Annotated in this window: 18 protein-coding genes; 5 read left to right on the forward strand and 13 right to left on the reverse strand. The window is 59.5% G+C overall.

Features of this window, described 5'->3' with window-relative positions:
- The first annotated feature begins 35 nt into the window (after positions 1-35).
- Positions 36-1,418 carry a leucyl aminopeptidase family protein gene (locus ACR0MS_RS07960; RefSeq protein WP_480571190.1) on the forward strand — a complete coding sequence of 461 codons (1,383 nt, stop codon included), beginning with the start codon at positions 36-38 and terminating at the stop codon, positions 1,416-1,418.
- The gene (locus ACR0MS_RS07965; protein ID WP_480571187.1) at positions 1,415-2,152 is read left to right on the forward strand and encodes a C40 family peptidase; all 738 of its coding nucleotides are present in this window, start codon (positions 1,415-1,417) and stop codon (positions 2,150-2,152) included. Before ACR0MS_RS07960 ends, ACR0MS_RS07965 begins: the two co-directional genes overlap by 4 nt.
- Here ACR0MS_RS07965 and ACR0MS_RS07970 read toward each other — a convergent pair.
- The 13 genes from ACR0MS_RS07970 to ACR0MS_RS08030 all read right to left on the reverse strand — a co-directional run bounded on the left by ACR0MS_RS07970 (position 2,149) and on the right by ACR0MS_RS08030 (position 16,084).
- A complete protein-coding gene (locus ACR0MS_RS07970) occupies positions 2,149-2,499 on the reverse strand; it encodes a DUF2794 domain-containing protein (RefSeq protein WP_170387086.1) in 351 nt (116 codons plus the stop codon). The two genes, ACR0MS_RS07965 and ACR0MS_RS07970, sit on opposite strands and share 4 nt — an antisense overlap.
- A gap of 72 nt (positions 2,500-2,571) precedes the next feature.
- Entirely contained in the window at positions 2,572-4,239 is a 1,668-nt protein-coding gene (locus ACR0MS_RS07975) for an ABC transporter permease (protein WP_480571184.1), read from the reverse strand.
- A gap of 110 nt (positions 4,240-4,349) precedes the next feature.
- The gene (locus ACR0MS_RS07980) at positions 4,350-5,567 is read right to left on the reverse strand and encodes a phenylacetate--CoA ligase family protein (RefSeq protein ID WP_480571182.1); all 1,218 of its coding nucleotides are present in this window, start codon (positions 5,565-5,567) and stop codon (positions 4,350-4,352) included.
- A 19-nt stretch (positions 5,568-5,586) separates the two neighbouring features.
- Positions 5,587-6,420, reverse strand: a complete 834-nt coding sequence (locus tag ACR0MS_RS07985) for an ABC transporter ATP-binding protein (RefSeq protein ID WP_480571179.1) — start codon at positions 6,418-6,420, stop codon at positions 5,587-5,589.
- A gap of 73 nt (positions 6,421-6,493) precedes the next feature.
- Positions 6,494-7,774 (reverse strand): ABC transporter substrate-binding protein, encoded by a 1,281-nt coding sequence (locus ACR0MS_RS07990; RefSeq protein WP_480571176.1) that lies wholly within the window; start codon positions 7,772-7,774, stop codon positions 6,494-6,496.
- Between the two features lie 72 nt (positions 7,775-7,846).
- A complete protein-coding gene (locus ACR0MS_RS07995; RefSeq protein WP_171123898.1) occupies positions 7,847-8,923 on the reverse strand; it encodes a branched-chain amino acid ABC transporter permease in 1,077 nt (358 codons plus the stop codon).
- Positions 8,924-8,926: 3 nt separating this feature from the next.
- Complete coding sequence (locus ACR0MS_RS08000; protein ID WP_480571173.1) at positions 8,927-9,184, reverse strand: hypothetical protein; 258 nt, start codon at positions 9,182-9,184, stop codon at positions 8,927-8,929.
- A gap of 2 nt (positions 9,185-9,186) precedes the next feature.
- Positions 9,187-10,173 carry a branched-chain amino acid ABC transporter permease gene (locus ACR0MS_RS08005; protein WP_480571170.1) on the reverse strand — a complete coding sequence of 329 codons (987 nt, stop codon included), beginning with the start codon at positions 10,171-10,173 and terminating at the stop codon, positions 9,187-9,189.
- Positions 10,174-10,202: 29 nt separating this feature from the next.
- A complete protein-coding gene (locus tag ACR0MS_RS08010) occupies positions 10,203-11,021 on the reverse strand; it encodes an ABC transporter ATP-binding protein (RefSeq protein ID WP_170387071.1) in 819 nt (272 codons plus the stop codon).
- Positions 11,022-11,099: 78 nt separating this feature from the next.
- Complete coding sequence (locus tag ACR0MS_RS08015) at positions 11,100-13,043, reverse strand: AMP-binding protein (protein WP_480571954.1); 1,944 nt, start codon at positions 13,041-13,043, stop codon at positions 11,100-11,102.
- 564 nt (positions 13,044-13,607) lie between these two features.
- A complete protein-coding gene (gene mutT, locus ACR0MS_RS08020) occupies positions 13,608-14,006 on the reverse strand; it encodes an 8-oxo-dGTP diphosphatase MutT (protein ID WP_480571168.1) in 399 nt (132 codons plus the stop codon).
- Positions 14,003-15,229, reverse strand: coding sequence for a bifunctional glutamate N-acetyltransferase/amino-acid acetyltransferase ArgJ (gene argJ, locus ACR0MS_RS08025; protein WP_480571166.1), 1,227 nt, complete (start codon positions 15,227-15,229; stop codon positions 14,003-14,005). The genes mutT and argJ overlap by 4 nt, the downstream gene beginning before the upstream one ends.
- Positions 15,230-15,235: 6 nt before the next feature.
- Complete coding sequence (locus tag ACR0MS_RS08030; protein WP_480571163.1) at positions 15,236-16,084, reverse strand: peptidylprolyl isomerase; 849 nt, start codon at positions 16,082-16,084, stop codon at positions 15,236-15,238.
- A 176-nt stretch (positions 16,085-16,260) separates the two neighbouring features.
- Between ACR0MS_RS08030 and secA the strand changes: the two genes are divergently transcribed.
- The 3 genes from secA to ACR0MS_RS08045 all read left to right on the forward strand — a co-directional run bounded on the left by secA (position 16,261) and on the right by ACR0MS_RS08045 (position 21,576).
- The gene (secA, locus tag ACR0MS_RS08035; protein WP_480571161.1) at positions 16,261-18,978 is read left to right on the forward strand and encodes a preprotein translocase subunit SecA; all 2,718 of its coding nucleotides are present in this window, start codon (positions 16,261-16,263) and stop codon (positions 18,976-18,978) included.
- A 100-nt stretch (positions 18,979-19,078) separates the two neighbouring features.
- The gene (locus ACR0MS_RS08040; protein ID WP_480571159.1) at positions 19,079-19,996 is read left to right on the forward strand and encodes a hypothetical protein; all 918 of its coding nucleotides are present in this window, start codon (positions 19,079-19,081) and stop codon (positions 19,994-19,996) included.
- A 23-nt stretch (positions 19,997-20,019) separates the two neighbouring features.
- On the forward strand, positions 20,020-21,576 hold the full coding sequence (locus tag ACR0MS_RS08045; RefSeq protein WP_480571156.1) for a phosphate ABC transporter substrate-binding/OmpA family protein: 1,557 nt from the start codon (positions 20,020-20,022) through the stop codon (positions 21,574-21,576).
- The last annotated feature ends 3 nt before the right edge of the window (positions 21,577-21,579 follow it).

Consider the following 21,579-nt stretch of genomic DNA (forward strand, 5'->3'; position numbering starts at 1 on the left):
TAGGCTGGGCGCAAATCGAACCAGCCGAGTGACCCATGACCCTGACCTTTGCCTCACCCTCTGACCATTCTGTCCCGCTGCACGTGATCGCCCAACCCGATCTGGAGGATTGGGTGAAAGATCAGCCTGACGCGGTGCAGAACTGGGTCACGAATAACGGGTTTACAGGGGCGATGGGTCAAACCTTGTTGGTTCCCGGAACCGACGAGGCTCCGCTTTGCGCGCTGGCGGGGTATGGCAAACCGGCGGGCCGCGCCCGCAAGCGTTTTCCACTGGCGGCCGCAGCGGTGGCTTTGCCGGAAGGCACCTATCACATCGCATCATGTGTTCCCGGGGACGTGCTGGAAACCGAATGCCTTGGCTGGCTGCTGACCGGGTACGCGTTTGACCGCTACGCCAGTCAGTCACCGGCCAAAGCCCGGCTGGTTGCCCCCGACGGCATTGATGCCGCGCGCCTCGAGGTTCTGGCAAAGGCCGAGGCCCTGATCCGGGATCTGGTCAACACACCCGCTTCGGACATGGGGCCGGAGCAGTTGCAGGCCGCCACCGAGGACCTCGCGCAGGAATTCGGCGCGTCCTGTTCGGTGATCGCGGGCGATGCGCTGCTGGATCAGAACTTTCCGATGATCCACACGGTTGGCCGCGCCGCAGCACAAAAGCCGCGCCTGATCGAGATGAACTGGGGCACGGCGGGGCCAAAGCTGACCTTGGTCGGTAAAGGTGTGTGCTTTGACACGGGCGGGCTGAACCTGAAACCCGGCGCGTCGATGGGGTTGATGAAAAAAGACATGGGCGGTGCCGCCAATGTTCTGGGTCTGGCCCGGATGATCATGGCGCTGAAGCTGCCGCTGCAACTGCGCGTTCTGATCCCGGCGGTCGAGAATTCGGTGGCCGGAAACGCCTTCCGGCCCGGCGACATCCTGACTTCGCGCAAGGGCCTGACGGTCGAGATCAACAATACCGATGCCGAAGGGCGGCTGGTGCTGGCAGACGCGCTGGCGTTGGCGGACGAAGGAAAACCGGACCTCGTGATCTCGATGGCGACGCTGACCGGGGCTGCGCGCGTGGCGGTTGGAACCGATCTTGCGCCCTATTTCACCGACAGCGACGACGCGGCAGAGGCGTTGACCCGCGCCGCGCGCAAGGCCGCTGATCCGGTTTGGCGCATGCCATTCCACGACCCATATGAGGGGTTGATCGAACCGGGTATCGCCGATCTGGACAACGCCCCCGCGGGCGGGTTTGGCGGTTCCATCACCGCCGCGCTGTTCCTCCGGCGCTTCGTTGGGGAAAGCCGCTATATGCATTTCGACATCTTCTCATGGCAGCGCAGCAGTGAGCCCGGCCGCAGTAAAGGCGGGTTTGGCCAGGGGCCGCGCGCCTTGTTGACCGCGTTGCCCGAGATACTGGGCCTGTGACGCGCCAACGCATCATCCAGCCGGTCACAGACCTGTCGCGCGAACCCGATGGCCCGCGCGATCGGCAGTTGCTTTTTGGTGACGCGGTCGAAAGCTCGGATCAGGCAGATGGCTGGAGCCGGGTCACTGCCAAAAAAGACGGCTATGCGGGCTGGGTCCGGTCGGAACAGCTTGGCCCGGACCTGAGTGCAACGCATTGGATCACCGCACCAGCCACCCACGCATATGCACGGCCAGACATGAAAAGCCGCGACCGGACCTCTTTGAGTTTTGGCAGCAGAATTGCGGCCACGTCCGAGGTGAATGGGTTTCTGGAGACCGAGCTTGGATTCATCCCATCCGTTCACGCCAAACATGTCGGCGTCACGCTGACCGATCCTGTTGCAGTGGCCGAACTTTTTCTGGGCACGCCCTATCTTTGGGGCGGAAACAGCCGGTTCGGGTTGGATTGCTCAGGTCTTGTGCAAGCCGGGTTGCTGGCCTGCGGACAACCCTGCCCGGGCGACAGCGGCGATCAGGAACGCGAAATTGGTCATCTGGTGCCCCAAGGCACCCCCCCTCAGCGCGGCGATCTGCTGTTCTGGAAGGGGCATGTGGCATGGGTCTATGCCGAGGATATGTTGCTGCACGCCAACGCCTTCCACATGGACGTGACGTTTGAGCCTTTGGAACATGCGATTGCGCGGATTATGGAACAGGGTGACGGGCCGGTGACGGCCCATAAACGGCTCTAACCAAGGTCAACCGAGCGGATCAGCTTACGCTCGAGCACACGCAGCACCGTGCGCAGGTCGTGGCCGCGTTTCAGGATGCGGCCATCCATGCCCACGACTGAATACATCCCTTGTTTCTGCCGAAGCCGGGGATGTTTTTCGACCCGATAGATGGGATGTTCCGCAGTTCGGCGAAAGATCGAGAACACGGCCATGTCCCGCAGGTTGGAAATACCGTAATCGCGCCATTCTCCGGCGGCGACCATCCGGCCATAGACGGACAGGATATGGGACATCTCATGCCGGTTAAACGCGACGGGCATTTGGGCCGAGTTTGCAGAGAACCGGCTGGGAGGCTGCATGTTCATACCCCAAGCCTTGCCGGAAAACGCTTGTGAATCAAGTCTGGCGACACTCGGGTGTGATATTTTTGAATCGCACTAACGCCGCCGACCGACCTGTCGGCAGATCAGAATGACCGGTAACAGCCCCACCGCCAGTATGACCAGCGACGGGACCGCGGCCCCCTCGAGCCGCTCGTCCGAGGCCAGCCGATAGGCCTGCACCGCCAGCGTATCAAAGTTGAACGGGCGCATGATCAGGGTCGCGGGCAGTTCTTTCATCACGTCCACAAACACAATCAGCAGCGCGGTCAGCAAGGACGGCGTCAGGATAGGAAGATGAACCCGGCGCAATGTTCCGAGCGGGGTTTGCCCCAAGGAACGCGAAGCCGCGTCCATATTGGCGTGTACCGTGCTTTGCCCACCTTCATAAGCGCCGAGCGCCGCCGCCAGAAACCGCACCATATAAGCGGCGACCAGCAGCCAGATTGAGCCCGTCACCAGCAAACCCGTCGAAACATCGAAGGTCGCCCGCATCCACGCATCCAGTGCATTGTCGAAACTGGCAAATGGCACCATCAGGCCCACCGCAATGACACCTCCGGGCACCGCATAGCCCAACCGCGCCATGTACCCCGCACCAGATGACAAACGCCCGGGGCGCAGCCGCTGAAAGAACCCGACGCAGATTGCGGCGCAAACCGTGACCACAGCGGCAGTGCCCGCCAAAGTCAGCGAGTTCTGGATGAAGCCGATATAACGCCGCGACAGCAGGTTCTGCTCAGACTCCAGCCCCATCTGAATCAGGATGAACACCGGCAGCAGGAACCCCAGAAGAACCGGAATGGCGCAGAGCGTAAAGCCCGCGACGGCCTGCCAGCCCTTTAGCTGCGCCGAGGGCAGTGACGCATGGCTTTTCCCTGCCTGATAGTATTTCGCCTTACCGCGCTGCATCCGTTCGGCCACGGCCATGACCAGCGCAAAACCCAGCAGACACAGAGCAAGCTGCGCGGCGGCGGCCCGGTCTCCGATGGAAAACCAGCTTGTGTAGATGCCAGTGGCAAATGTCTGGACGCCGAAATAGGCGACCGTGCCGAAATCGGCGATGGTTTCCATGATGGCCAGAAGAACGCCCCCTGCAATCGCCGGGCGCGCCATGGGCAGCGACACGTGCCAGAACGCCAGCCAAGGGCTTTTGCCCAACGCCCGCGCCGCAAGAAAAGCCGTGGCGCTTTGCTGAAGAAACGCGGCGCGCGCCAGTAGATAAACATATGGATAGAGGACAAGGATCAGCATCACGGCCGCGCCCTCGGTCGACCGGATCTCGGGGAACCAATAATCGCGAGGGCCCCAGCCGGTCACATCGCGCAGGGTGCTTTGGACAATGCCGGGGTGATCCAGAATGAACGTATAGGCATAGGCCAGCACATAGGCCGGGAACGCCAGCGGCAAGACCAAGGCAATCTCAAGAAACCGAACGCCGGGGAAACGCGTCATGGTCACAAGCCACGCAGCCCCGACACCGATGGCAAACGTACCCATCGCAACCAGAACAACCAAAATCACCGTCGTTAGCGCATAGCCCGGCAGAACCGTCTGCAACAGGTGCGAGATCGTATCCGTTCCGCCCGTCACAGCCGCCAGAACAACGGCGAGCATCGGCAACAGGCAGGCCGCCGCCACAAGACAGGCGACCGTACCAACCAGCCGGGTGCCAAACGCGCCGCGGTTGCGCGTGCCATGTTCTGAAACTTCTATGTCGGCCATTTTCCCGGCTTGTAACTGGCGAATGCGCAGAGTTGGCCATTAATCGACCAAAACGCTAAGAAACACCAGTCTGCGCGGGAACAAATCTGCGGCACAAACTGCCGCAGACCTTATTCGTAGACCCGCTGATCCTCGATCACCAAACCATCCTTGGGCAGTGAACCGGGCGCAACGACCTCGATCGCGCCTTTTAGCTTCAGCACTTCGATCACGGATTTGGCATAGGTCATGTCGTCTCCGCTGGGGCTTTCAATCTGAACGGTCATCGTATCCATCTCACCCTGTCGGGCGGCAATGACACGGGCTTTGACGATTTCGGCGTGTTTGTCGACCAGTGCGGCGACCTGTTCGGGACGCACGAACATGCCTTTGATCTTGGTGGTTTGATCGGCGCGACCCATCCACCCCTTGATCCGCGCATTGGTGCGTCCACAAGGTGACTGACCGGGCAGGATGGCCGACAGATCACCGGTGGCAAACCGGATCAGGGGGTAATCGGGGTTCAGCGAAGTTACAACGACCTCGCCCACTTCGCCCTCTGCAACCGGAGTGCCGGTGCCGGGGGTGACGATCTCGACGATCACATGTTCATCGAGGATCATCCCCTCCATCGCGGGGCTTTCATAGGCGATATTGCCCAGATCGGCGGTGGCATAGGCTTGCAGGCAGGTGATACCGCGATCCACATAGCCCTGCCGCAGCGACGGGAACAGCGCGCCGCCGCCCACAACGGCGGTGGTAAAGTGAAGGTCCACGCCCATCTCATCGGCCTTGTCCAGGATTACCTTCAGGTAATCCGGCGTTCCCGCATAAACCGTGCAGCCCACATCGCGCGCAGCCGTCACCTGCAATTCGGTCTGACCGGTGCCTGCGGGCAGAACCGCCGCGCCAACAGCCTGCGCACCGTTTTCGAACATCATGCCTGCTGGGGTCAGGTGATAGCTAAAGCAGTTCTGAACGATGTCCCCCGGACCCACACCAGCGGCGTGAACAAAACGACCCATGCGCCACCAGTCGTGATCGGTGCTGCCGGGTTCATAAATCGGACCCGGAGACTGAAAGACATGCTGGAAGTGACGCGCAGGTTTGACCGTAAACCCGCCGAACGGAGGCCGCGCGGCCTGAGCGCGGCTCAGGTCGGATTTCCGCAAAACCGGCAGTCTTGCCAAATCGTCGACGGATTTGACACCGCTGGTATCGGCGTCGTTCAACTGTGCTGCAAATCCCGGCGCGGACAGGGCGCGTCTGATCTGTTCCTGCAGCGCCGTTGACTGATCGGCCGCGCGTTTGTCGGCTGATCGGGTCTCGAGTGCGTCGTAGTAAGTCATCGCCAGATCCTCCATCCGCTCACAGCCACCTCTTGCGGCGGCGATAGGATCGCACGTCGCGGAAGCTTTTGCGGCCTTCTTCGGACATACCCAGATAGAACTCTTTCACGTCCGGGTTTTCGCGCAGCTCGGCTGCAGGACCGTCCATCACAACACGGCCGGATTCCAGGATATAGCCATAATGCGCGAACCGCAGGGCCACGTTTGTATTCTGTTCGGCTAGCAGGAAGGACACGCCCTCTTTTTCGTTCAAATCCTTCACGATGCCGAAAATCTCTTCGACCAACTGCGGGGCCAGACCCATCGAAGGTTCGTCCAGCAGGATCGTTTCCGGCCGCGACATCAGCGCCCGGCCCATAGCAACCATCTGTTGCTCACCACCCGAGGTATAGCCCGCCTGCGACCGGCGACGTTCAGCCAGACGCGGAAAATAGGTGTAGACCAGATCAAGGTCTTTCTGGATCGCGGCCTTGCCGTCCTTGCGCGTATAGGCTCCGGTCAGAAGGTTTTCCTCGACCGTGAGGTGTTCGAAACAATGGCGGCCTTCCATCACCTGGATCACGCCTTTTTCAACCAGATCGGCCGGGTCGCTTTCATGCACGCTTGACCCGCGATACTTGATCGACCCTTTTGTGACTTCGCCCCGTTCCGAGTGCAGCAGGTTCGACACCGCCTTGAGCGTCGTCGTCTTGCCCGCGCCATTACCGCCGAGCAGAGCAGTAATACCGCCTTTGGGAACGGTCAGGCTGACACCTTTCAGGACAAGGATCACATGGTTGTAGATCACCTCGATATTGTTGACCTCAAGCAGGGTTTCCGCCTGCACGTCAGTGGTTTGAGCCGCATCCAGCATCAGCGCGTGTCCTCGTGCGAGTGTTGGGGTCGGGACGGCGGTCTGCCGCCGCCCCGGATTTCATTGCATCGGATCAGCAACGCGATTCGATGTTGTTTTCGGACGCGTAGGCGCTCGAGTCTTCGTCGATCAGCGGGCCGATCACGTCGCCATCGGTTGCCTTGAACTCGGAAATCAGGCTCCAGGTTTTGTTGGCTGCGTCCCACTGGGTCACACCAACCAGAGCGTCCCCGCCGTGGTTCTCACACGAGACCGAGAATGCCGGACCAAAACCAGGCAGACCCAGTTCGGTCATCTTGGCTTCGGTGATTTCCAACGCTTCCATACCGTCGCGCATCATCGCAGCGGTGATGTCGGCAGTGCCGTGGATTTCCTGCGCTTTCTTGGCAGCTTCGGCCGCCAGCATCGCAGCATAAAGACCACGGTTGTACAGAACCGTACCAACCTGATCGCCAGCACCGGCAGCTTTACCCGCGTCGACAACATGTGTCTTCAGATCGTCAAAGACCGGGAAGTCCGTGCCCACGTTGTGGAAGGTCAGCGCCTTGTAGCCGTTTGCGGCCTCACCCGCTGGCAGCACGTCGTTTTCCGAGCCGGACCACCAGATGCCGATGAAGTTTTCCATCGGGAAGCGGATGTTGGCAGCTTCCTGAACAGCGACCTGGTTCATGACACCCCAGCCCCACATCAGGACATAGTCAGGGCGGTCGCGGCGGATTTGCAGCCACTGCGATTTCTGTTCCTGACCCGGGTGGTCAACCGGCAGGGCGACCAGTTCAAAGCCATGCTTGGCCGAAAGCTCCTCGAGCGTGCGGATCGGCTCTTTGCCATAGGCCGAGTTGTGGTAGACTAGCGCGATTTTCTTGCCGTTCAGGTCTCCGCCATTCTCTTCCAGCAGATAGTTCACCGCGCCCGAAGCACCATCCCAGTAGTTCGCAGGATAGTTGAACGTGTGGCTGAACACATCGCCGTTCTTGGCAGATGTACGGCCATAACCCATCGAGTGAATCGGGATGTTATCCGCGGTCGCCTTGGGGATCAGCTGATACGTGATACCGGTCGACAGCGGCTGATAAACCAGAGCACCTTCGCCCTTGGTCGATTCATAGCATTCCACACCTTTTTCGGTGTTATATCCGGTTTCGCATTCGATCACTTTCGCCGGAACACCACCGATCCCGCCGTCACGCTCGTTCAGCAGGGTAAAGTAATCCGCATAGCCATCCGCGAACGGAATGCCACCCGCCGCGTAAGGTCCGGTGCGGTAGCTGAGCGACGGGAATACGAGGTCGGCCATAACCGGTCCTGCCGCCAGTGCAGCGCCCAGCGCCACGGTTGCCAGTTTCAATTTCATCGGGTGTCTCCTCCCTTGGTTGGTCCGATGTTGGATTCGGGCTTTGCACCCGTTTTCTGATTGGGCCTGCCCCTAGTGCGGGAATGGCCAGAGTCTGAGTTTCTCTTTGGCGACGCGCCACAGTTGCGCCAGCCCGTGTGGTTCGAGGATCAGGAACATGATGATCAGCCCACCGACGATCACCAGCTGCAAATGCGCCACAATATCCGTGGGCCAGCCCAGCATGTCAGCACCGACCACTTTCAGAACCACCGGAAGCAGCACAAGGAACGCCGCCCCCGCAAAGGATCCGAAGATAGAGCCCAATCCGCCGATAATTATCATGAACAAGACCAGGAACGACTTGGTGATCCCGAACACCTCGCCGACTTCAACCGCGCCGAGATAGACTGCGAAGAACAACGCGCCCGAGATGCCCACAAAAAACGAGCTGACGGCAAAGGCGGTCAGTTTCGCCTTGAGCGGGTTCACCCCGATGATCTCGGCCGCGATATCCATGTCGCGGATCGCCATCCACGTGCGCCCTGTGGTGCCGCGTGTCAGGTTGCGAGCGATCACGGCGCAGACGGTCAGGAAGATCAGGCAGAACAGATACGTCGCCCATGCCGGAGCATTCGGTCCAGTGATGATGATCCCAAACACATCGCGCTCCGGTGCGTTGATCTGACCCGAAGCCGAGTAGTTGTAGAACCACGGCACACGGTTGAACAGCCACACAAGAAAGAACTGCGCGGCCAGCGTCGCCACCGCCAGATAGAACCCTTTGATCCGCAACGATGGAAGACCGAACAGAACGCCGACAATGGCTGTGATACCGCCTGCCAGTATGACATGGATAAACATGCTGACATCGGGAAAGGCCGTCATCAGCTTGTAGCAGGCATAAGCCCCCACTGCCATGAACCCGCCCGTACCAAGGCTGACCTGTCCGCAATAACCCACCAGAATGTTCAGGCCGATTGCCGCGATCGCGTAGATCAGGAATGGCAGCAAAAGCGCGTTGGCCCAATAGTCGTTGATGATGAATGGAATGATCCCAAACGCCACCGCCAGAACCACATAGTACCGGTACCGGTCGAACTTGATCGGGAAAGTCTGGCTGTCATCCACATAGGAAACTTTGAAGTCTCCGGCCTCACGATAGAACATGTGTCACTTTCCCCATTGTTCCTGCGCCCGGTTCCGGGCTGCGGCGTCCAGTTGGTTGGACCCTTTTGCATATCCGCTCGCCTCTGACGCGCGCACCAGTTTCATGTAGGCCATGATGCCCGTGACCAGCCCGGCAAAGGCGAGGATCGCTGCGATAACCAGCTGGCTTGCGGTCAGATCGTCCGAGGTGACGGCGATATACCCAAAGGCCCAGAACCCCGCCCATGCGATCACATTGATGATGGCGACCACCTTCTGCATCGCTACACCCTCTCGATGATCTTCTCACCGAACAGGCCCTGCGGCCGGAACACGAGGAAGATCAGCGCCAGAACATAGGCGAACCAGTTCTCGGTCGCGCCACCGACCATAGGGCCGATCGCGAATTCAAACAGCTTTTCACCCACACCGATGATCAGCCCGCCCACGATAGCTCCGGGGATCGAGGTGAAGCCGCCCAGCATCAGCACCGGCAGCGCCTTGAGTGCAATCAGCGACAGCGAGAACTGAACGCCCGATTTGGTGCCCCACATGGTCCCGGCGACCAGCGCGACAAACCCCGCGACCGACCAGACCATGATCCAGATGAAGTTCAGCGAGATACCCACCGACAGCGCAGCCTGATGGTCATCCGCCACGGCGCGCATGGCCCGGCCTTGCTTGGTGTATTGGCTGAACACCACCAGCGCCGCCACCAGCAACGCCGCAATCACGGTCGCCACGATGTCGAGGTTGTCGATGAAGAACCCATAGCCAAAGATGTTGAACGTCGCCTCGTCGATCCACAGGTTGATGCCCTGCGGCAGACCCACGTCGAGCGTCTTGATCTCGGACCCCCACATCAGGTCGGCCACGCCTTCTAGGAAATAGGCCAGACCGATGGTCGCCATGAACAGGATAATCGGCTCTTGGCCAACCAGATGGCGCATGACGAACCGCTGCACCGCCCAGGCCAGGAACACCATCACCGCCATCGTCAGAAGGATCGCCAGCAGCGCCGGAACATTCCAACCGAAATAATGGATATGCGTTCCGAAGATCGCGTTGATCAGGTGCGAGAACGGCACCTGCCCCTTCATGATCCCGACAAGGGTCATGGCCGCGAACAGGGCCATAACGCCCTGAGCATAATTGAAAATGCCCGAAGCCTTGTAGATCAGCACAAAGCCCAGCGCGACCAGCGCATAGAGAACCCCAGCCATCAGGCCATTCAGGATGACCTCCATCGCAAAAATCAGCTGATCAGGCATGTGTGCCCCCTCTCATGTCTGTCAGTTGGTCAGTCATGGCTCACCCCCAGATAGGCGTCGATGACTTCCTGGTTGTTGCGCACCTCATCCGGTGTGCCGTCCCCGATCTTCTTTCCGTAATCCATCACGACGACCCGGTCGCTCAGATCCATGACAACGCCCATGTCGTGTTCGATCAGGGCAATCGTCGTGCCGAACTCGTCATTCACATCCAGGATAAAGCGGCTCATGTCCTCTTTTTCCTCGACATTCATCCCCGCCATCGGTTCGTCCAACAGCAACAGCTTGGGTTCGGCCGCCAGCGCACGTGCCAGTTCCACGCGTTTCTTCAAGCCGTAAGGCAGGCGCGACACCGGTGTTTTCCGAATGTGCTGGATTTCAAGGAAGTCGATGATCTTTTCGACCGCTTCGCGGTTTTCGGTTTCTTCCGCCTCGGCCTTCCCTTTCCACAGCGCCTGCTGGAAAATGTTGGTCTTCATGTAACCAAGCCGCCCGGTCATGACGTTGTCCAGAACGCTCATGCCTTCAAACAGCGCGATGTTCTGGAAGGTCCGCGCGATCCCCTGCTGCGCCACCTCAAAGGGCCGCATCGCCGGGCGTTTGGCACCGTGGAACCAAACCTCGCCCTCCTGCGGGACATAGAACCCCGAGATCACGTTCAGCATCGAGGATTTCCCCGCACCGTTCGGACCGATAATGGCGCGGATCTCACCTTCGCGGATGTCGAACGAGATATCCTTGATCGCGACCACACCGCCGAAACGCAGGGTGATGTTCTTCATCTCCATCACAACGCCGCCAATCTTGCGGCCGTCCTCGGTGACATATCCTTCGGAATTATCCAGCATCAGTCACTCCCTGACTTGCGCAAAAACGGGACGGAGGGCGGGGCGACGACCGCAGGTCGAGCGGCGCTCGAACGGCCCTCATTCCGCTGCCACCTTGTGCTGTGTCGATGGCACAACCGCCGCGTCGACGATATCCAGCGTTGCGCTGATCGACCCTTTGCGCCCATCCTCATAGGTCACTTCGGTCGTGGTCGCGACGCTGGGCGAGCCGTCATACAGCGCGGTGATGATGTCGTTGAACTTTTCCTCAACGAACCCGCGGCGCACCTTGCGGGTCCGGGTCATTTCGCCGTCATCGGCATCCAGTTCCTTGTGCAGAACCACAAAGCGATGCACCTGACAGCCCGACAGCATCTCATCCGCCGCGACCGACTTGTTCACCTCTTCCACATGGGCCTTGATCGTCTCTAACACACGCGGATGACCGGCCAGTTCCTGATAAGACGCATAGGCCACGTTGTTGCGCTCGGCCCAGTTGCCGACCGCCGTAAGGTCGATATTGATGAAGGCCACGCAGCGGTCCTTGCCATTGCCGAACAGCACGACCTCAAGAATGTCGGGATAGAATTTCAGCTTGTTCTCGACATATTTCGGCGCAAACATCGACCCGTCAGCCATCTTGCCCACGTCCTTGGCGCGGTCGATGATCCGCAGATGGCCGCTGCTTTCCTCGATGAACCCAGCATCCCCGGTGGCCACCCACCCCTCGGCATCCTTGGTCGAGGCGGTCGAGTCCGGGTTGTTGTAATATTCCACAAATACACCGGGTGAGCGGTAGTGGATCTCGCCCTTGTCGTCGATCTTCAACTCGACCGCAGGCGCAGGCACTCCCACCGTATCGGCGCGGACCTCACCATCGGGCTGGATGGTGATATAGACGGTCGCTTCGGTCTGACCGTAAAGCTGTTTCAGGTTGATCCCCAGCGAGCGGTAGAAATCGAAAATCTCGGGCCCGATGGCCTCACCCGCCGTATAGCCCACGCGGAACCGGCCATAGCCCAGCGTATCCTTGAGCGGGCCGTAGACCAGCATATTGCCCAGCGCGTATTTCATCCGGTCGGCAAACCCCACCGGTTTCCCATCCAGCAATTGGCCGCCCACTTTCTTGGCGTGATCCATGAAGTGGTGGAACATGCGCTGCTTCAGCTTGCCTGCGTCCTCCATCCGGATCATCACATTGGTTAGCTGCGTCTCAAACACGCGCGGCGGCGCAAAGAAATAGGTCGGACCGATCTCGCGCAGGTCGGTCATCATCGTGTCGGCGCTTTCGGGGCAGTTCACGCAGAACCCGCACCAATAGGCCTGAGCGATCGAGAAAATGAAATCGCCCACCCACGCCATCGGCAGGTAGGACAGGATATCCTCATGCCGCGTCAGATGGTCGAATTCAGAGGAGTTCTTGGCGCTCTCGATCACATTGCGGTTCGACAGCACCACGCCTTTCGGCTTTCCGGTCGTGCCCGACGTATAAAGCATCACGCAGGTATCGTCATATCCGATCTCGGAAATTCGCCTGTCCAGCTCGGTGTCGAAACGGGCGTGTCCCGCGCCACCTTCAGCCATGATGTCCTCAAGCGCGTTCATCTGGCTGTGGTCGTATTTCCGCATCCCGCGCTTGTCGGTATAGAGGATGTGTTTGACCTGATGCAGGTTTTCCTGAATCTCGATGACCTTGTCGACCTGCTCCTGATCACCGCAGACGACATATTTCGCGCCGCAATGTTCCAGAACATAAGCCATCTCTTCGGCGACCGAGTCCTGATACAGAGGCACCGGAACCGCGCCCACCATCTGCGCGGCCACCATCGACCAGTAATGCGCCGGACGGTTTCGTCCGATCACGGCAATATGGTCACCTTTTTCCACGCCGATTTCCAGGAATCCCAGCGCCAGTTTGCGGATTTCAGCGGCGGCCTCGGCCCAGGTCCAGCATTGCCAGATCCCGAATTCCTTTTCCCGGTAGGCCGGGGTATCCCCGAACTGCGTCGCATTGCGGTGTAGCAGCGCCGGAAGAGAGGTCATCCCTTCAGCGCCCGACTGCGTCTGAGCCAATCTCTTTCTCCTCCCAATCCAGCCTCTCTTGGGCCAGAAACGGCGAACCGGGACTAAGGCCCGGATGCCAATGCCCCGGTAAGGGCTTGGGCACGATCAGCGGCAAGTTTTGCCTGATGTTTTCTCAATTCTTACGAATTGTAACAGGGGTGGAGCGCCCACGGGATTTACAAAGTGCTCACATTGCGTGAGGATTTGATCCACGCAAACATTTGCCAATTACCTGATGAAATTTAGTCTTTGTTTCCAACAGTGATCTACACAGTTATCAAAGAGGTATTTAATGACCGCGAACCAGATTACTTTACTACTTGTGCCGATCGCAATTCTGCTAGTGATAGTGGCAGTTTACCTCAAATCGAGGAAACGCAAGAAAAACCAAGCTCCAAAAGTACACGGCCCGCATACTTTGGGCGCTGGTTACGACGCAAAGGAGCTTGCCCGTAGCAAAGGCAATGGGATGGCTGATGGGGGAATAGGATAGAAGTGACTTTGCTTTTTGTCCAAGAAGCATCCTAACTATTCTCTGTGGCTCTATAGCCAATCCCTTATTATCGGAATCAACGGCACATCCGCCGCTGGCATCGGGTAGTTCCGCAGATCATTCGCGCGCACCCATTTCAACGCCTGACCCTCTTTCGACTGAGGTATCCCCTCCCATTTGCGGCAGGCAAAAAGCGGCATCAGCAGGTGGAACTCATCATAGCTGTGGCTGGCGAAAGTCAGCGGGGCAAGGCAGGAGGCCCAGGTGTTGATGCCCAGTTCTTCCTCTAGCTCGCGGATCAGGGCGACCTCGGGGGTTTCGCCGGGTTCAACCTTGCCGCCGGGAAACTCCCACAGCCCGGCCATGGACTTCCCCTTGGGGCGCTGCGCCAGCAGCACGCGGCCTTCGACGTCGATCAGGGCGACGGCCGACACCAAAACGGTCTTCATGAACGATAATCCGCGTTGATCTCGATATAGCCGTGGGTCAGATCACAGGTCCAAACGGTGGATGCGCCCTCGCCCAGTCCCAGATCGACCGCGATCACCAGATCCTGACCTTTCATATAAGCGGCGGCGTCTTCCTCGCGGTAATCGGGGCAGACCCAGCCTTTCTCGGCCACAAGTATGTCACCGAAAGAAATGCTCAGAAGGTCGCGGTCGGCAGCGGCACCGGATTTGCCGATGGCCATGACGACACGTCCCCAGTTCGGGTCTTCACCCGCAATTGCCGTTTTCACCAAGGGTGAGTTGGCAATCGCCAGCCCATGCACCTTGGCGTCCGCGTCCGAGGCCGCGCCGGTCACGCGAATTTCCACGAATTTCGTGGCCCCTTCCCCGTCGCGCACCACCTGCTGCGCAAGGTCCAGCATCACCGTCTCAAGCGCCTGCGCAAACGCCGCGTTGCCGGTTGCATCCACGCCCGAAGCGCCAGTCGCGCACAACAAGAGGGTGTCCGAGGTCGAGGTATCGCTGTCCACGGTTATACAATTGAAGGTACGATCCGTCTGCGCGCCCAGCATCGCTTGCAGCGCCGATTGTTCGACCTGCGCATCGGTGAAGATGTAAACCAGCATCGTCGCCATATCCGGCGCGATCATGCCCGACCCCTTGGCAATCCCCGCAATAGAGACTGTTTTCCCGTCAATCTCGACCTGCGCCGAGGCTCCTTTCGGGAAGGTATCAGTGGTCATGATCGCCCGCGCCGCGTCTTCGATGGCATGGCGGCTGAGGCCCGACTTCAGCGCCTCAAGCTGGGCCATGATCTTGTCATGGGGCAGCGGCTCACCAATCACGCCGGTTGACGAGGTGAACACCCGTTCGACAGCGACACCGGTGGCTTTGGCAACAGCTTGCGTGACCTCGGCCACCGAAGTCTGACCGTAATGTCCGGTGAAGGCGTTGGCATTGCCCGAATTCACAAGGATCGCCGCTGGGCCATCGCAGGCCCCACCGATCTTGTCCTGACAGTCCAACACGGGTGCCGCACGTGTGGCCGAGCGGGTGAACACTCCAGCGACCGCGGTGCCGGGATCCAGCACCGCCAGCATCACATCGGTGCGGCCCTGATAGCGCACGCCCGCCTCGACGGTCGCAAATCGCACGCCGTCAATCGCTGGCAACTCAGGAAACGCCGCCGGAGCCAGCGGCGAAACTTTGGTGATCGTCGCCACGGTCGCTTACTCCTGAATCAGCTCGATCTGGCGAACGACGTCGGGACTTACCCCTTCCAGTTCGGGCCGCTCGATCTGTGCTGCCTCGGTCAATTCATCAATACGGGCCTGTATTGCTTCGTTTTGAATCGTCTGGGTCAGTTCATCGCGAATAGCGTCCAGTTCCGGGGCTTCGGACTTGCGCTTGTCATTCAATGTCACGACGTGCCAGCCAAATTGGGTTTGCACCGGGTCGGACACCTGACCTTGCACCAGTTCCAGAACGGCGGCCTCGAACTCGGGCACCATCTGGCCCTTGCCGAACCACCCCAGCGAACCGCCATTGGGTCCGGACGGACCTGTCGATTTCTCTTTGGCCAGTTCAGCAAAATCCGCGCCGTCATCCAGTTGCGTCTTGATTTCCTTGGCCTCGTCTTCCGTCGCCACAAGAATATGGCTGGCGTTGAATTCATCCTCGCCCTCGAACTGAGCGAATTGCGCGTCATAGGCGGATTGGATGGCTTCGTCGGTGACCGCATCCTCGACCAGCGCATTCACGGTCTGAACCGCCAGCAACGATCGGGTTTCATTCGCAAGCGCAAGGGCGTTCAATTCCGTCAGCGCGTCCTGCTGCTGGCCCAGCAATTGCTGCTGGATCAATTGCTCGATGACAAAGTCGTACAGAACGTCATCTTCGATCTGCTGATAATTGGGCGGCAGGGTCGCAACGGTTGCAATGACGTGACCCAAAGTGATCTCGTCCCCGTTTACACGGGCGACAACCGTGCTGGCATCGGGCTGTGTTTCGGCGGCCAGCGGCAGGGCCATCACAGTTGCAAGCGCCAGAGATGGCAGAAAAGTGAAGCCTTTGGGCATGGAATCATCCTATTTCTTTGCCGCGACAGGGCGCAGCGTTGACACTCAGGAACCTGCCGCTTACATCGCTTTGAAGCCTTGGACAGGGCCGCCTTTCACCCCCCGTATCTATGGGTTGCGCGCAAGGTGGGCAAGCCTGTCGCAACCAAGACAAGAACAGATCCGCTGGAGTGAACATGCTGGGACTCGGAACGCTCGCCAAAAAGGTGTTCGGAACACCGAACGACCGCAAGATCAAGGCGACCCGCCCGCTGATCGAACAGATCAACGCGCTGGAGCCCGAGTTCGAGAAATTGTCCGATGAGGGTCTGATCGAAAAGACCGCCGAGCTGCGCAAACGCGCGCTGGACGGCGAAAGCCTGGACGCCCTGCTGCCCGAAGCCTTTGCCAACGTCCGCGAAGGCGCCAAGCGCGCACTGGGTCTGCGCGCCTTTGACGTACAGCTCATGGGCGGTGCCTTCCTGCATCAGGGCAATATCTCGGAAATGAAAACGGGTGAGGGCAAGACGCTGGTTGCCACCTTCCCGGCCTATCTGAACGCGCTGACCGGCAAGGGCGTGCATGTTGTTACGGTCAACGAATACCTGGCCAAGCGCGACTCGGAATGGATGGGCAAGGTGTTCGGCGCTGTCGGCATGACCACCGGTGTCATCTGGTCGGGCCAACCCGATGCCGAGAAGAAGGCCGCCTATGCCTGTGACGTGACCTACGCCACCAACAACGAACTGGGCTTTGATTACCTGCGTGACAATATGAAGGCTGATCTGGCCGAGATTTATCAGGTCCACCACAATTTCGCGATCGTGGACGAGGTTGACTCGATCCTGATTGACGAGGCGCGGACGCCGCTGATCATCTCGGGCCCGTCGCAGGACCGGTCCGAGCTTTATACCACGATTGACGCGCTGATCCCGTCCTTGCAGGACGACCATTTCTCGTTGGACGAAAAATCGCGCAGCGTGACTTTTACGGATGAGGGCAATGAGTTCCTCGAACAGCAGTTGATCGCCGGTGGGCTGATCCCCGAAGGTCATTCGCTGTATGATCCCGAAAGCACCACTGTTGTTCACCACGTCAATCAGGGCCTGCGGGCCCATAAACTGTTCACGCGCGACAAGGACTACATCGTGCGCGATGGCAACGTGGTTCTGATCGACGAATTCACGGGCCGTATGATGCCGGGCCGCCGTCTTTCGGAAGGTCTGCATCAGGCCATCGAAGCCAAGGAAGGCGTGCCGATCCAGCCGGAAAACGTGACGCTGGCCAGCGTGACCTTCCAGAACTATTTCCGCCTCTATGACAAGCTGGGCGGCATGACCGGCACCGCGCTGACAGAGGCCGAGGAATTTCAGGAAATTTACGGTCTGGGCGTGGTCGAGGTTCCGACCAACAAGCCGATTGCCCGTGCGGATGAAGACGATCAGGTCTATCGCACTGCCGGTGAAAAATACGGCGCGATGATCCAGGAAACGAAGGAAGCGCAGGAACGCGGGCAACCTGTCCTGCTGGGCACCACCTCGATCGAAAAGTCCGAACTTCTGAGCCAGATGCTGGCCAAGGAAGGTGTCGAGCACAATGTTCTGAACGCGCGCCAGCACGAGCAAGAGGCGCAGATCGTCGCCGATGCAGGCCGGTTTGGTGCCGTCACCATCGCCACCAACATGGCAGGCCGTGGCACCGACATTCAGCTGGGCGGCAATGTCGAGATGAAGGTTCTTCAGGCACTGGCTGAGAACCCCGAGGCCGACCCAGCCGAGCTACGCACCGCCGAGGAATCCCGCCACGCGGAAGAGAAAGAAAAGGTACTCGCCGCCGGAGGCCTTTACGTCATGGCGTCCGAACGCCACGAAAGCCGCCGCATCGACAACCAGTTGCGCGGCCGTTCCGGACGACAGGGTGATCCGGGCCGCACAGTGTTTTATCTGAGCCTTGAAGATGACCTGATGCGCATCTTCGGGTCGGAGCGTCTGGACAAGGTCCTGCACACGCTGGGCATGAAGGAAGGCGAGGCGATCATTCACCCGTGGGTGAACAAATCGCTGGAACGGGCGCAGTCCAAGGTCGAAGGGCGCAACTTCGACATGCGCAAGAACGTCCTGAAATTCGACGACGTCATGAACGACCAGCGTAAGGTGGTCTTTAGCCAGCGGCGCGAGATCATGTCCTCGGATGATCTGTCAGAAATCGTGTCGGATATGCGGGAACAGGTGATCGACGACCTGATCGACGAATACATGCCGCCGAAATCCTACGCCGATCAGTGGGACACCGACGGCCTGCACGAGGCGGTCAAGGACAAGCTGACCATCGACGCTCCCGTACAGGACTGGGCAGCCGAGGAAGGCGTGGATGACGAACAGGTGCGCGAACGCCTGGTCAACGCCTCGGACGAGATGATGGCGCAGAAGGCCGCAGCCTTTGGCCTCGAAAACATGCGCAACATCGAAAAGCAGGTTCTGCTGAACACCATCGACAGCAAGTGGCGCGAGCATCTGCTGACGCTCGAGCATCTGCGCTCGGTCGTGGGGTTCCGCGGTTACGCCCAGCGCGACCCGCTGAACGAATACAAGAACGAAAGCTTCCAGTTGTTCGAAAGCATGCTGGACAGTCTGCGGGAAACCGTAACCCAGCAACTGTCGCGCGTCCGCCCGCTGACCGAAGAAGAACAGCGTGAGATGTTGGCGCAAATGCAGGCACAGCAGGCACAGGCGCAACAAGCCGTCGATGAGGCGGTGGATGAAGCCGAAGCCGTGGCTGAGGCCGAAGCCTCGGGCGATGCCCGTCCCGGCTTTGTTGAAGACGACCCAAGCACCTGGGGCAACCCCTCACGAAACGACAGATGCCCCTGCGGATCAGGGAAAAAATTCAAGCATTGCCACGGCCGCCTGACCTGACGCCGACGTAATTCAGACACAATGAGTCCGTTTCACGGCCACATATTGGCCGTGATTCATCTCCAGTATGCGACTCGCTCCTTCAACTGGGGAGGGTGTCTTGTTTGTAATTAAGAACTACGTGACCACCGGGGGCACGGTCGCCTGTGCCCTTGCGATCGGTTACCTGATGCAGAATGGATCGCCTGCGCAGCCAATCGGCACGCAGACCGTGACCAATACGACCTCAATGACAGACCAGGCCTCGATCATCGCCGGGCTGGAGGATATTGTTCTGACCTCCTCGTCTCCAGCCCCGGATGTGACCCAAACCAGAAAATCCCTGCAACCCAGCCGTTCGGCCCCCTCAGAACCGTTGGATTGCAATCTCAGTGCGCGGGCCCGCGCCGTTCCGGGTGCAGCCGCCGCGCTGACTGTCAGGGCACCCTGTCACGCCAATCACCGGGTCGACGTGTTGCACAGCGGTCTGACCGTCACGCAGATGACGGACGAGAACGGCAGGATGGAGCTGACCCTTCCGGCACTGTCCGAATATGCCATCTTTCTGATCTCGGTCGACGATCAGAATGGAACGGTGGCAACAACGCATGTTCCGGACCTGGACCAATACAATCGGATTGCCCTGCAGTGGACAGGCGAGACCGATCTGCAAATCCATGCCCTTGAATTTGGGGCCAGCTATGGCGGCGCAGGTCACGTTTCCTCTGATCCGAATGCGCAGGGCGCGGGCAATGTCGTCACTCTTGGTCATTCAGGTCTGGAAAGCGCGCGCAATGTCGAAGTGTATTCCTTTCCAGCCGGTCACGTTGGGCAGTCAGGATCAATTGCCCTGACGGTCGAGGCCGAGGTGACCAACGCCAACTGTGACCGCGACCTGAGTGTGCAGTCTTTCGAGTTGCGTTCAGATCGCCGCCTGACGTCACGCGAGATGACGCTCAACCTGCCGAATTGCGCGCAGACGGGTGAGTTTCTGGTGTTGAATAATCTGATCGAAGACCTGACAATCGCCGCAAATTAAACGCAGGCAGGCTCGAGCTTCTTATGACCTTTCTTCGTGTGGCAGTCGCTGCACTTTTTTCGCTGACGCTAACCACAGACGTGTCCGCGCAGGACATCACCCTGACATCCCATGACGGCAAGGTTGAGGTTGTCGGTAACCTGCTTGGCTTTGATGGTGAGTTCTATCGGGTGGACACCCCGTTCGGAACGCTGACCGTTGATGGATCAGGCGTCACGTGTGACGGCCCGGCATGCCCCAGCCTGACTGATTTCGTGGCAGAAATTCGCTTCTCAGGCTCGTCCGTGATGGCTGAAAAAGTCCTGCCAGCGCTGATCGCAGGTTTCGCCCGGCAAGAGGGGTTGCTGGCCACGTCTCATGACTCTGAGTCTGGCAACCTCGTGATCGAGCTACAGAAAACGGGTCGGAATGCACCGTTAGGACGGTTCTTTTTCAGCGCAAGCAACACGGGACAGGGTTTTGTCGATCTGACCAACAATGAGACCGACATCGTGATGGCCCTGCGCGAAATACGCGATGAAGAGCAAACCGCAGCAGGGGCAGCCGGTCTGGGCGACCTGACCCATGTGCGGCGGTCACGTGTTGTGGCATTGGACGCGTTGGTCCCGATCGTTTCAACCGATAATCCCGTGCGGCAGATTTCCCCCACCGATCTGGTTCGTGTCTTTGCAGGAGAGATCGTGAACTGGGCAGATTTGGGGGGTCCGGATGCACCGATCTCAACGCATCTGCCTGGCGCCGGATCAGGACTGGCCCAGATTGTCGAGGATCAGCTATTTGCGCCATCTGGCACCACACTCTCGGATAGCGTGGTTCGACATCATCACAGCGGTGCGCTTGTGCGGGAGGTGGCACGGGACCCGTTCGCCGTCGGACTTGCAAGTCAGGCCGAACTGGACACTGTCCGCGCTTTGCCGCTGACCGGGGGGTGCGGTCATGCGCTTTCAGCTACGCGGCAGACCATCAAGACCGAGGATTATCCGCTGACCTCGCCGATGTTCCTGTATCTGCCCAACCGCCGCCTGCCCCGTATCGCACGGCAGTTTCTGGCCTATACCCAAAGCGACGCGGCACAGTTGCAGATCCGAAACTCTGGCTTTGTGGACCAGGCCCCTGAAACGATGCAAATCGGGCTTCAGGGGGATCGTCTGGCAAATGCCATAGCATCTGGCGGCCCCGAGGTCGGGCTGGATGAATTGCAGCGCATGATCGAAACCCTGCGTCCCCTGTCACGCTTGTCGCTGTCCTTTCGGTTCGAGGCGGGATCGTCCCGGCCCGATGCGCAGTCACGATCCAATATCCGGCAACTGGCACACCAGATTGAATCCGGGGCGTTCGATGCGCGCAAGCTGACCTTTGTCGGGTTCAGCGATGGCGACGGTCCGGCCGCAGGCAATGCGCGTATTGCCCTGCTGCGCGCAAAAACGGTTCGTAATGCGGTGCTGGCAGCCGTCGAGACCACGGTGCCAGACAGCGTCGAACTGACTGTGGATGCCTTTGGTGAGGCGATGCCTATGGCCTGCGATGACACGAATTGGGGCCGCAAGGTCAATCGCCGGGTCGAGGTTTGGGTCGAGTAAAGG

Source organism: Ruegeria sp. CJ2 (assembly GCF_056536745.1).